The sequence below is a fragment of the Sorangium sp. KYC3313 genome (assembly GCF_052075895.1).
Taxonomy (GTDB): domain Bacteria; phylum Myxococcota_A; class Polyangia; order Polyangiales; family Polyangiaceae; genus Sorangium; species Sorangium cellulosum_B.
Window position 1 is genome coordinate 641,144 of sequence record NZ_CP197255.1, and the last position, 14,468, is coordinate 655,611.

A 14,468-nucleotide genomic window follows, 5' to 3' on the forward strand; every position below is an offset into this window, starting at 1 on the left:
GTCCTCCACCACCTCCGGCGAAGCCCCGCGCACTTCCCTCGACGTCCTCCACCACTTCCGCCGAGGTCCGGCGCTCGCGCCTCATCGCCTTCGTCTCTCACGCCTCCCCGCACCACCGCGCCGCTTGGGCGCAACCGCGCGACGTTGCTCCAGAAGTGCGCTCAATTCGTGCTCCCACGCGGCATTCTTCCCTGGGCGACTTACTCCTTGTGCTTATGCCCAAACCCAAAAACCCGAACAAATCAGGGACACCCGCCGTTGAATCCACCCAGCTCCACACCGCGGAGGCGGCCTTCCAGCGCCTGCAGCCCGAGCTGGACGCCATCCCGCTCGCAGGGCTTGAGGTGCCGCGGCTCGATCTCCAGGCAGCCGCCGTGCAGGCCATCGGCGTGGCCGAGGCGCTCTCCGCGCCGCAACTCCGCCAGCGCATCGCGGCCATCGCCGCGACGGGCGCGCTCGATGCCGCGCTGCTCGGTGGGCTCGAGGGCGTCGCCTGGGCGACATGGTTCGCCCGGTACAAGTTCCTCCTGACCTCGGCCACCCACTCCGGGGCAGCGCTCCCGGCCCCCCTCGTCGAGCGGGCGTACGAGACCCGCGCGCGCATGCTGAAGACGCTCGAGTATCATCTCGACGGCGACGCGGAGGCGGTCGCGCAGCTCGCGCACCTTCGCGCGGGCAGCGGCCACCTCGACCTCGCCAACGACCTGTCCGGCGCCGCCGAGATGTACCGGAAGCACCGCGAGGCCATCCAGGACGACAAGCGGAACTTCCGCGGCGAGGACGAGCAGGAGGCCGCCGCCCTCGCGGCGCAGCTCCTCCGCCTCCTCGGCGCCACGGCGACGCCCGAGCAGACGCTCTGGAAGGGCTACCAGGCGCGCGCCGCCAAGCTGCTCTTCCGCCATTACGACGAGGCCGTCCGCGTCGGCCGCTTCCTCTTCTACTACGACGATCCCGAGGGCCGATTCCCCAACCTGTACACGGCGACGCGCTCCACACCGACGTCCCCTCGGACCGAGAAGAAGCCAGACGCCAGTCCCGTGAAGCCCGAAGCCGCCCCCGTCGATCCGCCGGTCGGCATCGCCTGATCTGATCCGGACGCTCACGCTCCCCTTCGGCGCTCCTCCGGTCGCCGCTTACCACGCCTGCGCACGCCCTGCGGCCACAGCGCTGCTGCGACCGCAGGGCGCCGGCACGGCGGTCACCTCCTCGCCCTGCGCCCGATCCCGCGCGCGTCGCGCCCGATCGGCTCGCCCAGCTCGAACGCCGGCTCGCCGGTCCTCGCCGGCGGCGCTTGCGGCTCGCCCGCCTCGAGCGGGCCGTGCGCGTTCTCGGCGTCGGCGATGGATGGATAACGCTCCACGTCGCCGTCGACCCTGAAGCCCCCCTCGCACGCCGGGCGCACCACGCGGCCGAGGACGAGCCCCTCGTCCCAGATGCCGCGGTGCTCGACCGCGATCGCGGCGCCCACGGCCACCTCGGAGAGCCGCGAGAGGGCGCCCTCCGGCCGCTTCGGCGTGGGCCGCCAGCGCAGGATCGTGTCCTCGTGAAGCACGACCACCGCGCGCTCGCCGGGTAGCTCGGAGATCCCGAGGGCAAAGCGCACGCGGTGCCCCGGGGCCTCAGAGCCCGCGCCGCGCCCGCCGCGGGCAGCGCTCTCCGCCTCGTCGATCGCGGCGAGCTGCTCCGGTTGCCGATCCTCGAGCGGAGCCATGCGCCGTGTCCTCCTCCGCGGATCTCGGACGAGGTCGCCGCGCCGTCAAGCCCGCTGCGTCGCCCGCCCCCTCGCGCGCGCCAGCTCGGACGGCGCGCGTCCTCCAGCCTCCAGCACGCACAGCGCTCGCCCCTCGCGCAGCGCGCGACGCCCACGACGCACAGCGAGGGACGCACGGCGAGGATCGGGATCGCAGGCCGCTCCAGGCGAGCACCGCTCCAGTCGAACGCCGCCCCGGACGGCGGTGGCCAGCGCCGTGTCCGACGCTTGACGTCCGCCGGACCTCCGCCCATCCCCTCGCCCGATGGTGTCGTTCGATCCGTTCCCCGTCCTGATGACGCCGCGCCTCCGCCTCCGCGCGATCGAGCCCGCCGACGCCGCGACCATCCTCCGCATCCACTCCGACCCGGAGGTGACGCGCTACTTCGGCCGCGCGCCCGACAGCTCGCTGGCCGACGCGGAGCAGCGCATCGCTACCATCCTCGCCGGGATCCGCGACGCCACATCCATCCGCTGGGGCATCACCCTCCACGAGAGCGGAGAGCTCATCGGGACCACGGGCTTCTGGCACTGGCACAAACCCCATCGCTGCGCGGAGATCGGCTACGAGCTGCTGCCCGCGCTCTGGAACCGGGGCATGATGACCGAGGCGCTGCGCGCCATGCTCCCCTTCGGATTCGACGTGATGGGCCTCCACCGCATCGAAGCGCACATCGATCCCGAGAACCGCGCCAGCATGCGCGTTCTGGAGCGGCTCGGCTTCGTGCGGGACGGGCTGCTCCGCGAGAACTGCTATTACAATGGGCGGTACACCGACACCGCGATCTGCGGGCTCCTGCGCCGCGACGCCGACGGCGCCGCGAGGTGACCCGAGATCGCCCGAGCGGCCTGCGCGCGCTCCCCTCCCGCGCTACCTCGGCGCCGGCGCGGCCTTGCTGCCCGGCGGCGCCGCGGTCCCGGCCTCGCCCTTGCGCGCCAGGTTCAGCTGGATCCGCGCGGGGGACTCCGACGTGATCTCGACCGCCTGCGAGACGCCGTCGCTCGTTCGCACGTCCACCAGGAGCGACACCCCCGGCATCGGCCGCGCGATGACCTGGCTGCCCACGCCGAGCACCACGCCGTTCAGCCGCACCACCGCGGCGCTCGGCTCGATCTGCACCACGATCGGATCCACGAGCGACCGCTGATCCCTCGGCCGACTCAGCGCGACGAACATGAGCGACGCCACCGCGACGCCCGTGGAGACCGAGGCCACGAGCCACGGCAGCGCCACCGGGCGCAGCGCGTCGCCGCCGGCGCGCATCAGCCCGCCGAGCCCCCGCCGCGGCGCAGGCCCCACGCTCCGCCGGCCCTCGGAGGACGGCCCCGCCGACAGCGTCGCGCCCGGCTTCGGCCGCCACCCCGCGCGCTGCTGCGGGGCGACGGCGGCAGCGATGCGCTGCCGCTCCTCCTCCATGCTCTCCCCGCAGCGCTCTAGGAGGAGCTCCGCCACGTGCGCGGGCGTCACCACGCCCGACCTGCGCATGAGGAAGTCCTCCAGCGCGCTCGCCATCTCGCCCGCCGTCTGGAAGCGCTGCCGCGGATCGCGCGCGAGCGCCTTCACGATGATCTCCTCCAGATCACGCGGGCAATGCGGCGCGATCAGCGTGGGCCGCGGCGGCTCCGGCACCCCGGTCTGCGGCAGCACGAGGTCGTGCAGCACCTGGAAGGGGAGCGCGCCCGTCACCGCCTCGAAGAGCACCACGCCGAGCGAGAAGATGTCCGAGCGGCGATCGACCGGCTGGCCCTGCGCCTGCTCCGGCGACATGTACTCGCCCTTGCCCTTGATCTCGCCCGTCTGCGTCGTGTCGCCCAGGCGCTCGAACGCCTTCACGATCCCGAAATCGGCCACCTTCACCGTGCCGTCGCGATCGATGAGGATGTTCTGCGGGCAGACGTCGCGGTGCACGATGCCGAGCGGCTCCCCGCGGTCGTCGTGGAGCTCGTGCGCCGCGTGCAGCCCGTGCGCCGCGTCGGCCACGATGCGCGAGGCGATCGCCGGGGAGAGCGGCATCGGACGGAGGCCCGGACGGAGCAGCTGCTGCATCGTCTGCCCGTCGATCCACTCCATCACGAGGAAGAGCACGCCGTCCGTGTCGCCGAGGTCGAGGATCTCGACCACGTTGCGGTGGTGGATCTTCGAGGCGAGGTTCGCCTCGTCGAGGAACATGCGCTGGAACTGCGGATCACGCGCGAGCGCCGGGATGAGCGTCTTCAGCGCGACGACCTTGTGAAAGCCGCGGGAGCCCTCCATGCGGGCGGCCCAGACCTGCGCCATCCCACCCTCGCCGATGAGGCGCAGAAGCTCATATCGCCCGAGACGCTGCCCCGGACCGGGGTCCTCGGAGATCCGCATGGCTCACCAGATGCTGGCGCTCGGGGAGCCGCGACCGCGGTCCCCAGGAGCAGCCCGGCCGCGGGTCGCGGCCCCTCTCTCCAGACGATCACCATAGCCAAGCGCGACCGCGCCGGAAAGGCTCGTGTGGCGCGCCCGCGCCCGCGACGCCTCGATCCAGGCGTCCGCAACGCCCGGATCCCCCGCGCCCGGCATCCGCGATGCGACGCCCCGCGTCCTCCGCGTCGTCCGCGTCGTCCGCGTCGTCCGCGTCGCCCGCGTCGCCCGCGTCGTCCGCGTCGTCCGCGCCCGCTTCCCCTCGCCCGCGATCCGCGTCGCTCCCCCGCCTCTCCCCTGCTATGGCCGGAGCACGATGACGAACGCGACAAGCGCTCCGCCCGCCCGCGCGGACCGGGCCCCCGCCTCCAAAGCCCTGTTCGACCGCGCCGCCGCCGTCCTGCCGGGCGGCGTGAACAGCCCCGTGCGCGCCTTCCGCGCCGTCGGCGGCGACCCCCTGTTCATCGCGCGCGCCCGGGGAGCGCGGCTGTTCGACGCCGACGGGGCCGAGTACATCGACTACGTCGGCTCCTGGGGGCCGGCCATCCTCGGCCACGCGGACCCCGCCGTCATCGAGGCCGTCCGCGAGGCAGCGCTCGGCGGCCTCTCGTTCGGCGCGCCGACCGAGCTCGAGGTCCGCTTCGCCGAGAAAGTCCGCGAGCTCTACCCGAGCATCGACATGCTGCGCTGCGTCTCGAGCGGCACCGAGGCCACGATGAGCGCCATCCGCGTCGCGCGCGGCTTCACGCGCCGCGACACCATCATCAAGTTCGAGGGCTGCTACCACGGCCACGCCGATCACCTGCTCGTCAAGGCGGGCAGCGGGCTCGCTACCTTCGGCGCCCCCGACTCCGCCGGCGTCCCCGAGAGCATCGCCCGCACCACGCTGTCCTTGCCCTACAACGACCCGGCCGCCCTCGAGGCCGCCTTCGCCGCCCGCGGCGGCGACATCGCCGCGGTCATCCTCGAGCCCGTGGTCGGCAACATGGGCTGCGTCCCGCCCGAGCCCGGGTTCCTCGCCCTCGTGATCGACCTCTGCCGCAAGCACGGCGCGCTCTCGATCTTCGACGAGGTGATGACCGGCTGCCGCCTCGCCCGCGGCGGCGCGCAGGAGCGCTTCGGCCTCCGGCCGGATCTGACGACGCTCGGCAAGATCGTCGGCGGCGGCATGCCCCTCGCGGCCTACGGCGGCCGCGCCGACGTGATGCGCGTCGTCTCGCCGCTCGGCCCCGTGTACCAGGCGGGCACGCTCAGCGGCAACCCGCTCGCGGTCACGGCGGGGCTCGCGACGCTCGATCGCCTCACGCCCGCTCTCTACGAGCGGCTCGAGAAGCTCGGCGCTTCCCTCGAGGCGGGCCTCCGGGCCGCCGCCGAGGGCGCCGGCGCGGCCGCGTGCGTCCAGCGGGTCGGCTCGATGATCACGCTGTTCTTCACGAAGGGCCCGGTCCGCTCCTGGGCCGACGCCGCCACGTCCGACACGAAGCGCTTCAGCGCCTTCCACGCGGCGATGCTCGCGCGAGGCGTCTACTGGCCTCCGTCGCAGTACGAGGCGGCGTTCCTGAGCGGCGCGCACTCGGAAGAGGACATCGAGCGGACGATCGCCGCCTGCCGCGAGGCGCTCGCGGCCTGAGGGCCGCGCCGGCCTCTCCCGGGAGGACCCCCGCGACGGCGAGGCCAGGACGGCGACGGGCCGACCGCCGCGGCGATCGGCCCTCCCCGAGCGTGTCAGTCCGCCGCGCGGACCCAGCCGTTTCGGTAGTAGTTGCCGCGGGCGGTCGGCCAGAGCAGGCAGTTCGTCGCCGATCCCGGCACCGTGTACACGTACGTGTTCGGCTCCGGGTCCGCCCCGTCCCACCCGATCTCGCGGAGCGACACGACGATCTCGATCGTCCCGTCGCCGTTCACGTCGGCGAGCGTCGGCACCGGCATCGCGCCGAGCCGCGGCAGCGCGATCCGGTGGAGGATCGTGCCGCCGGCGTCGAGGACGAAGAGGTGGCTCCTGTCCTCCTCGGTCGAGTAGGTGTTGAACACGACCTCCGGGATGCCGTCGCCCGACAGATCCCCGACCACGACGCCGCCCGTGAGCACCCGCGTGTCGTCCGTGTAGGTGACGTCCCAGAACTCGGTCTTGTCGGCGTAGACCGCGTGGATCCGCCCGTCCAGGCCCGCGAAGATCATCTCGGGCCCGGCGTGCGTCGCGTCGAGATCGGCCACGGTCACCTGCTGCGTCATGGCCACGATGTTGCCGCCGAGATCCTCGCCGCCGGACAGGTAGTCCGGCGCGTAGAACGGGCTCTCCCACCCCTCGATGCGGCTCGCGTCGTTGCGGACCGCCCACAGGCCGACGCCCTGGGACTGGTCATTCATGGCGACGTCCTCGGCCGCCGCGAGCATGATGATCTCCGGCGTGCCGTCGCCGTCGAGGTCCGCGATCGCAGGGGCCGAGTTCTTGAAATAGGCCTGCAGGTCGCGGCTGTCGCCGAAGCCCTGCTTCGCGAGCTCGAGATCGTGCATGTACCGCACGCCCGGCGTCTTCGGGCGGCCCTCGAACATGGGATTCGCGTCGAAGGCCTCCCCCGTGCCGTGATAGAACCCGGCATAGGAGTTATCCATCGGCGAGACGATGTCCTGCGCTCCATCGCCGTCGAGATCGCCGATGGCCAGGTTCTGGTCGTAGCCGCCCACGATCCAGCACTCGGCGTCGTCGCTGCGGCGCGCGTCGCAGCCGATCGTCTGGCTCTCGATCGGCGGGAAGCCGGCGACCGCCGACCCGCTCGCGTGGAAGGCCATCAGGATGTCGGAGTAGTCGGGGGACCTGTCGGTGCTCGCGGCGACGACGTCGAGCTGACCGTCGCCGTCGATGTCCCCCGCGGCGAGGGAGCGGATCTCGTCGTTCCAGGTGACGGGCCAGCCGCTCACCAGCCGGCCGCTCGCGTCGAGCATGTAGATCGTGGTGCGCGCCGCGAAGACCACCTCGAGCTGCCCGTCGCCGCGGAAGTCCGCGACGATCGGGCTCGCCCAGATGCGGCCGTTCTGGCGAGACTCGTCGTACCGCCACTTCTGCTCGCCGTCGGGGCCCCAGACGACGACGTTGCCGTTGTGCGTCACCAGGATCTCCTGCTCGCCGTCGCCGTCGAGATCGGCGACCACCGGCGACCCGAGCCACGCGCTCTCGTCGTCGTCGGACAGCTGGAGGAGGAGCTGGGGCTCCGCGACGTCGGAGGAACCGCTCGACGCCGGAGCGCACGACGCGGCGGCCGGCAGCGGCTTGGAGCCCCCACCGACGGGGGGGCGGTAGCCACCGGAGCCAGAGGAGCCACTGCCGCTGCCGCTGCCGCTGCCGCTGCCGGTGGTGGGAGAGGTGCCGTCGAGGTTGCCGAGCTGCCCTTCGCAGGCCGCGAGGGCGAGGATGCTGGTGAAGAGAGCGATTCTACCGGGAATTACAAAACCTCGGTTGGAGACAAGGGAGTTCATCATGCCAGGGAGCTTACCAGCGCTCCGGGCCCTACAAGGAGGTGGAAGCGGAAAATTGACGCAGTCACGCACACGCCGAACGGTACGTTACGCTCCTCCTTCTGGCGCGCAGGTGGCACACGTCATTGCAGGAGGGAGGCAAGTACACGTTCGTGACGTAGCGCGCACGCGCGCTCCACCCCCGTTCCCGTTCCCGTTCCCGTTCCCCACCTCCGCTCGCGCCCCCGCGCGACGTCGGAGACGCATGGCGGGGGTATGGGTGCGGGTAGGTGCTGTGCTAGGCTCCGCCGCCATGAACGTATCGCGACGGCTTTGGATTGCTGGCGCCGCATGTGCCCTCCTGATGGGGACGACGGCGCTTGGCTGCAGCTCGAATCCCGCGCCCAAGACGGCCAAGGTGCAAGCCGGTGACATGCCCGAAGGCGGCGACTGGACGGGGGTCTATTACAGCGAGCTCTACGGCTACCTGCACCTCGTGCAGGACAACGACGCCATCGAGGGGCGCTGGATCCGCCCCGTCAAGGATCGCTGGGGCGTGCTGCACGGGACGGTGACAGGCGACCTCATCAAGTTCACATGGACCGAGCACACCATCGGCGCGATCGGGCAGAGCGCGACCAAGGAAGGCCGGGGGTACTTCAAGTACCAGCGGCCGGAGGGCGACAACGTCGACGACCGGCTGGCGGGCGAGATCGGCCGCAACAAGGACGAGGTCGGCGAGCCCTGGGAAGCGGTCAAGCAGCGCAACATGCTCCCGGATCTGAAGTCGATCGGCGGCTCCGGCGCCTCCGACATGGGCGGCGGCGACTGGGACAGCGCCAACCAGGAGGAAGGCGCGCCCGAGCCGCCCGCCGCTCCCTCCGACGAAGCACCTGCCGAGCCCCCCGGCCTCTGACATAACAGCCCCCGATGACCCAACCGCAGCCTCGAGGCATTCAGTTCCGCGAACCCCCCATCTTCGAGCGTGGCACGCCGGGCAGGACCGGCGCGTCGCTACCCCCGCTCGACGTGCCCGAGGTCGAGCCCGCCGCTCACTACGGCGCGCTCGCCCGCAAGGAGCCAGCCGGCCTGCCGGAGGTGAGCGAGCCGGAGGCCTTCCGGCACTTCATCCGGCTCTCGCAGTGGAACTTCTGCATCGACGGGCAGATGTACCCGCTCGGGTCGTGCACGATGAAGTACAACCCGAAGATCAACGAGTGGGCCGCGCGCATCCCCGGGTTCGCGAAGCTGCACCCGATGACGCCCGACGAGCTCAGCCAGGGCTCGCTCGAGGTGATGTGGCGCCTGCAGGAGGCGCTCTGCGAGGTCAGCGGGATGGACGGCTGCTCGCTGCAGCCCTCCGCGGGCGCGCAGGGCGAGCTCGCCGGGCTGATGATGATGCGGGCGTTCCACGAGTCGAAGGGGCGCTCGCCGAGGAAGGTGTTCATCCCGGAGAGCGCCCACGGCACGAACCCGGCGAGCTGCGCGCTCAACGGGCTCGTGGCCGTCCGGATCGAGAAGACCGCCGACGGCATCACCCACCCCGAGCAGGTCCTCGCCGCGATCGAGCGCGAGGGGTCGGACGGCGACGTCTGCGGGCTGATGATCACGAACCCGAACACCCTCGGGGCCTACGAGACGCACCTGCCGGCGATCATCAAGCTCATCCACGACAAGGGCGGGCTCGTGTACGGCGACGGCGCGAACACGAACGCGATCATGGGGCACGCGCGCCCGGGCGACGTCGGCATGGACGTCATCCACATCAACCTGCACAAGACGTTCACGACCCCGCACGGCGGCGGCGGCCCCGGCTCCGGGCCGGTCTGCTTCAAGAAGCACCTGGAGCCGTTCCAGCCCTCGCCCGTCCTCGTGCGGCGCGGCGACGCGTTCGCGTGGGACCGCGACCGGCCCCAGAGCGTCGGGCGGCTCCGGGCCTTCACGGGCAACTTCGGGATGTTCATCCGGGCGTACACGTACATCCGCGAGATGGGCGGCGACGGGCTGACGGCGGCGAGCAGCCTCGCCGTGCTCAACGCGCGCTACCTGTGGGCCAAGCTGAAGGACCACTACCTCGCGCCGGTGCCGCAGCCGTGCATGCACGAGGTGGTGCTCTCCGACAGCCAGCTGGAGAAGGAGACCGGGGTCAAGACGCTCGACGTCGCCAAGCGGCTGCTCGACTACGGCTTCCACGCGCCCACGGTCTACTTCCCGCTGGTCGTGCCCGGCGCCCTGATGATCGAGCCGACGGAGACGGAGACCCGCGAGACCCTCGACGAGTTCGTGGCCGCGATGCTCAGCATCCTCAAGGAGGCGCAGGAGACGCCGGAGGTCGTGAAGCAAGCGCCCCACGGCACGGTGGTCGGCCGCCTCGACGAGGCCCGCGCCGCGCGCCAGCCGCGCCTGCGATGGTCGAAGGCCTGAGCTCCCGGAGGAGGCGGCCCGCGGTCGGCCTCCTCCGGCGGGCGGCGCCGGCCGGCTGCGCTCCAAATTCGCGAATCTCCGCCGGACGCGACTACAATGAGCGCCGAGGGGCCGCGGTGAGGCACCTCACGGGACGAGCGACGCGTGGCCGATACCGTTGAGAATGAAGGCGACATCGAGACGATCAGCCAGACCACCCCGGTCTCGGTCGGAGACGCCGTGCGCCTCGTGTTCCGTGCCTACGACGAGGCGACCCCGCCCTTCAACATCAAGATCCGCTCCCCTTCCGGGAAGATCATCATCGAGCGCGTGCTGCGCGATCTGCCCACCGGCAAGCCGCAGAGCGCCTCCCCCGTCGAGTTCAGCGCGTCGTCCCCCGGCGAGTACAAGATCGAGATCAAGCAGCTCTACGGCAAGGCGAAGGGCACGGCCGTCCTGCGCGTGAAGCCCTAGAGCGCCCGCCGGCCCCCCTCCCCTTCCCCCTACCGTCGCCGAAGCGGGTGAGCCCGCTAGAAGCCGGGGAGGAGCATCGCGGTCATCCGATCGGGGCTCACGATGCCCTGCTCGTGCATCCAGCCGTTCGCCGCCTCGACGGCGGCGCGGCCCTCGTCGCCCTTCAGCAGCTCGCCGTGGCGGCGCCGCGCCGCCGCGGCGTAGAGGGCCATGCCGGCGGCCTCGAAGCCGCGCACCGCGTCGGCGAGCTGCTGGACGGCCGCCTCCCCCTCGCCGCGCGCCGCGGCGATCGCGGCGCGCACCGCGGCCGCGAGCGGGTCGGCCCAGGGCATGTGCTCCGCGTCGATCTTGCGGGCGGCGCGCGTCGCCTCCTCGTACAGCGGCTCCGCGTCGGCCGGCGTGGACGCGGCGGCGGCGGCCAGCGCGGCGCAGGCCCGGAGGTGGGTGATGATGATGCGCACGGCCTGGATGCGCAGGACGAGCGAGCTCTCGAGGCCCGCCCGCTGCTCCGCGAAGAGGCGGTACGTCGCCTCGCCCTCGCCCCGGTACAGGCCGATGTGCGCGCGGGCGACGAGATCGAAGTAGCTCTGCAGCTGGAAGCCCGCCTTCGACCAGCTCCGGATGGCGTCCTGCGCCTGGCGCAGCGCGGAGTCGGGGTCGTCGCCGACGAGCCAGTAGGCGTTGCTCTGCGAGGAGCGGAGGCTCGTGGCGAGGTAGCGGTCGCCGCGCTCGTCGGCCGCCTGCAGGTACATCGGGACCCGGCGCATGAACTCGCGCGTCTCGCCGCCGTACCAGAGCGCCCAGACCGAGAAGGTGTGCGCCCAGCTCCGCTCCCACGTGACGCCGGTGCAGCGCTCGCGAAAGATGGTGTCCGCCCGGTCGAGATCGGCCGCGCCCTGCTGCCAGCGGCCGAACAGCGTCGCGGTGACGCCGCCGACGAAGCCGACGAGGCCGAGCGCGTGAGGCCTGCCGATGCGCGCCGCGATCGCGCTCGCCGTCGAGAGCAGGTCGGCGACGCGGGACGCGGACGGGCCGCCGTCGATCGCGAGGTAGCTCGCCTCGAAGGCGAGGGCGCGCGTCACGCGGTACGGCTCGCCCGCCTTGAGCGACAGGAGGAGGTTGCGCGCCTGGAAGTCGGCGCCGCGCGTGGGGTCGACGATGGCGAGCCCCATCGCCGCCGACCAGCAGACGTCGATGCGCATGAGGTCCTCGGGCGAGACCTCGTCGGCGGGGCGCTCGACGAAGTTGAGCCCGCGCAGGCGCACCTGCGCGCGCCGCAGCATCAGCGACGCGACCGCGAGCTCCGGCGTCTTCGGCACCTGCATGCCGACCGCGCCGAGCACCGAGCGCAGGCCCGCCATCCCGGCGTCGACGTAGCCGGCGCGGAGCAGGTTCTCCGCGGCCCGGCGGCCGAGATCGATCGCCTCGGACTCCGGGGCGCCGTCGCTCGCGGCCATGTAGGCCTCCGCTGCCTTGGCGCCGCGGCCCGCGCTGCTCAGGGCGTCGCCGAGCTTGGCGAGCACGACCCGCCGCTCCGCCGCGCCAGGCAGGTGGAGGTCGATCGCCATGCGGTAGAGGCGCGCCGCGTGGTCGAACGCGAACGCGGCCTCGGCGTGCTCGCCGGCGCGCACGGCGTAGCCGGCGGCGCGCTCGGAGTCCCCGGCGGCGCGCCAGTGCTCGGCCAGCGCCTCGAGCTCCGCGCGCCCCGAGGCCTCCAGCGCCAGCGCGAGCCGGCCGTGCCAGCTGCGCGCCGCCTGCTCGTCGAGCCGGCTCGCCACCGTCTCCCGGATGCGGTTGTGGAACGGCTCGAGGAACTCGTCCTGACCCGAGCCGCCGGTCCGCACGAGGTTCGCCGCGCGCAGGGCCGAGAGCACCCGCGTGAGCTCCCCGAAATCCGCCGCCATGGCGTGCGCGGCCACCGACGTCAGCACCGGCGCGCCGGCGCACACGACGAGCTCGAGCAGCAGGCGCGCCCGCGCGTCGAGCCGGCTGATCCGCGCCCAGAGGACGTCGTCGAGGCGCACCGGGCCGCCGTCGGCGTCCGGGGACATCATCCGGTGGCGCAGGAGCGCGTCGATGAACAGCGGGTGGCCGCCGGCCTCCTGCGCGATCGCCTCGATGCTGAGCGGGCGGCCCAGCTGGGTGCCGCGGAGGAGGAGCGCGCAGAGCTCCTGCGCCTCCGCGAGCGACAGGCGGTGGAGGATGATGTGCCCGAGCGAGTCGATCGGAACCCCGAGCTGCCGCGAGACGGGCGGCGCGGTCTCCGAGGCGGTCCGCACCGTGGCCACGAGCATCATCGCGCGCGGGCGCGAGGGGTCGATCAGCGCCCCCGAGGACACGGGCCCATCGAGGCCGGCGAACGAGCCGGGCCTGTTCGCGGCGTGGAGATCGGCCTCGGTCCACGGGCGCATCACCTCCGAGAGCAGCGCGACGCTGTCGGCGTCCGCCCACTGGAGATCGTCGATCGCGAGCACGAGCGGCCGCTCGGCCGCGAGCCGGCCCAGCAGCTCCCGGAGCGCGGCGAAGACGAGGGCGCGGATCTCGGGCGGGTCGATCGCCTTGCGCCGGGCGCGCGCCTCCGTGATCGCCGGGACGGTCCGGAACACCGGGAAGACCGTGCCGAGCAGGCCCGCGTTGGGCGGCAGCAGCGCCTTGACCTGCTCGGGGGGGCGGCGCACGAGGTGCCGGCTCAGCCCGTCGATGAGCTCGTCCACCGCCTTGTAGGGGACGGCCTCGCGCTCGTAGCAGCGCCCCGCGAGGACGAGCGCCTCCTTGTCGATGCGCTCCAGGAACCGGCGCAGGAGCGCGCTCTTGCCGACGCCCGACTCGCCCTCGATGAACCGCGTGACCGCGCGCCCGAGCTTCGCCTCCGCGAACGCGCCCTCGAGCGCGGCGAGCTCGCTGCGCCGGCCGACGAAGCCGATGCGCTGCGAGAGGACGGGCGGCTCCTCGATGAGCTCCTGCACCTGCAGCCGGCGCAGCACGTCGCGCGCCGTCGGCCGGGCGGCCGGGTCGATGCGGAGCATGTCCACGCAGAGCTCGTCGATGTCGGGGGGCAGGTCCTCGACGAGCCGGCTCGGCGGCGGAGGCTCCGCTCGCCGCATCATGTCGAGCGCCGCCCTGGGCGCCGTCTGGAACGGGTAGACGCCGGTCAGCGCGAGGTAAAGCATGACCCCGACACTGTAGATGTCCGCCTCGGGCCCGGCCGCCTTGGCCTCGGCCTGCTCGGGCGCCATGTAATGGAGCGTCCCGACGACGGCCTGCTCGCGCCCTGCGCCGCTCGCGTCGGCGACGAAGCCGAAGTCGAGGAGGACCACCCGTTCTTCCGCGGTGACGAGGACGTTGGAAGGCTTGATATCGCGGTGAACCTTGTAGGCCGCATGCACCGCCGCGAGCCCCTGGGCGAGCTGCGCCAGGGCCGAGCGGAGGCGGGCCTCGTGGAAGGGGCGCTTGATCCGGGGCTGTGGCTCCGAGGCAGGGCCCTGCACAGCAGACCACATGGGGCTCGACGGCAGGGTCGAGCGGCGCCCGACGCTCGTGGGCTCGCCCCTCGGCCCGGCGTCGCCCTCCTCGTGGAGCCGCACGTGGACCACGAAGTCGACGCCGCGGATGAGCTCCATCGTGAAGAAGAGCTGCCCTTCTTCCTCGTGAAGCTCGCCGAGGCTGACCAGGTTCGGGTGCTGGATGTCCTGGAGCGCGCGGAACTCGTTCTTGAACCGGAGGCGCGCGTCGGCGCTCAGATTCCGGAGGATCTTGAGCGCGACCCGCCCCTTGCGCTCGCGATCGAAGGCCTCGTAGACAACCCCCATCCCGCCGCGGCCCACGACGCGAACGACCTGGAAGCGACGCGTGCCTCCAAACTCGGGTCTCGCGTTCCTCAGGCCCATGCGTGGGACCAAGAAATCACCGGCGCCGAGCGGTGGCAAGCTGCGCGTGGGGACCGCGCCGGGAACGCGCGGCGAACGCGCGGCGAACGCGCCGCGAAGCGCGCCCGAA

The 14,468-nt window shown here is 72.6% G+C and carries 10 protein-coding genes; 6 read left to right on the top strand and 4 right to left on the bottom strand.

What is annotated here, in order from left to right; genetic code table 11:
• Positions 1–215: 215 nt before the first annotated feature.
• Positions 216–1,085 carry a hypothetical protein gene (locus tag ACSRUE_RS02565; RefSeq protein ID WP_441289627.1) on the top strand — a complete coding sequence of 290 codons (870 nt, stop codon included), beginning with the start codon at positions 216–218 and terminating at the stop codon, positions 1,083–1,085.
• Positions 1,086–1,198: 113 nt separating this feature from the next.
• On the opposite strand, the gene ACSRUE_RS02570 is transcribed toward ACSRUE_RS02565, so the two are convergent.
• Entirely contained in the window at positions 1,199–1,711 is a 513-nt protein-coding gene (locus ACSRUE_RS02570; protein ID WP_441289628.1) for a hypothetical protein, read from the bottom strand.
• Positions 1,712–2,015: 304 nt separating this feature from the next.
• On the opposite strand from ACSRUE_RS02570, the gene ACSRUE_RS02575 reads away from it, so the two are divergent.
• A complete protein-coding gene (locus ACSRUE_RS02575; RefSeq protein WP_441289629.1) occupies positions 2,016–2,579 on the top strand; it encodes a GNAT family N-acetyltransferase in 564 nt (187 codons plus the stop codon).
• 42 nt (positions 2,580–2,621) lie between these two features.
• On the opposite strand, the gene ACSRUE_RS02580 is transcribed toward ACSRUE_RS02575, so the two are convergent.
• Positions 2,622–4,028, bottom strand: coding sequence for a serine/threonine-protein kinase (locus ACSRUE_RS02580; protein WP_441289630.1), 1,407 nt, complete (start codon positions 4,026–4,028; stop codon positions 2,622–2,624).
• Positions 4,029–4,458: 430 nt separating this feature from the next.
• On the opposite strand from ACSRUE_RS02580, the gene hemL reads away from it, so the two are divergent.
• Positions 4,459–5,772: a glutamate-1-semialdehyde 2,1-aminomutase gene (gene hemL / locus ACSRUE_RS02585; RefSeq protein WP_441293048.1), complete on the top strand. Its 1,314-nt coding sequence runs from the start codon at positions 4,459–4,461 to the stop codon at positions 5,770–5,772.
• 95 nt (positions 5,773–5,867) lie between these two features.
• On the opposite strand, the gene ACSRUE_RS02590 is transcribed toward hemL, so the two are convergent.
• The gene (locus ACSRUE_RS02590; protein ID WP_441289631.1) at positions 5,868–7,619 is read right to left on the bottom strand and encodes an FG-GAP repeat domain-containing protein; all 1,752 of its coding nucleotides are present in this window, start codon (positions 7,617–7,619) and stop codon (positions 5,868–5,870) included.
• A gap of 394 nt (positions 7,620–8,013) precedes the next feature.
• Between ACSRUE_RS02590 and ACSRUE_RS02595 the strand changes: the two genes are divergently transcribed.
• From ACSRUE_RS02595 to ACSRUE_RS02605, 3 genes are all read left to right on the top strand, one after another.
• A complete protein-coding gene (locus tag ACSRUE_RS02595; RefSeq protein ID WP_441289632.1) occupies positions 8,014–8,511 on the top strand; it encodes a hypothetical protein in 498 nt (165 codons plus the stop codon).
• A gap of 14 nt (positions 8,512–8,525) precedes the next feature.
• The gene (gene gcvPB / locus ACSRUE_RS02600) at positions 8,526–10,019 is read left to right on the top strand and encodes an aminomethyl-transferring glycine dehydrogenase subunit GcvPB (RefSeq protein WP_012241772.1); all 1,494 of its coding nucleotides are present in this window, start codon (positions 8,526–8,528) and stop codon (positions 10,017–10,019) included.
• 144 nt (positions 10,020–10,163) lie between these two features.
• A complete protein-coding gene (locus ACSRUE_RS02605; protein ID WP_437548151.1) occupies positions 10,164–10,472 on the top strand; it encodes a hypothetical protein in 309 nt (102 codons plus the stop codon).
• A 56-nt stretch (positions 10,473–10,528) separates the two neighbouring features.
• Here ACSRUE_RS02605 and ACSRUE_RS02610 read toward each other — a convergent pair whose 3' ends face one another.
• Positions 10,529–14,359 (bottom strand): serine/threonine-protein kinase, encoded by a 3,831-nt coding sequence (locus tag ACSRUE_RS02610; RefSeq protein ID WP_441289633.1) that lies wholly within the window; start codon positions 14,357–14,359, stop codon positions 10,529–10,531.
• Positions 14,360–14,468 lie beyond the last annotated feature (109 nt).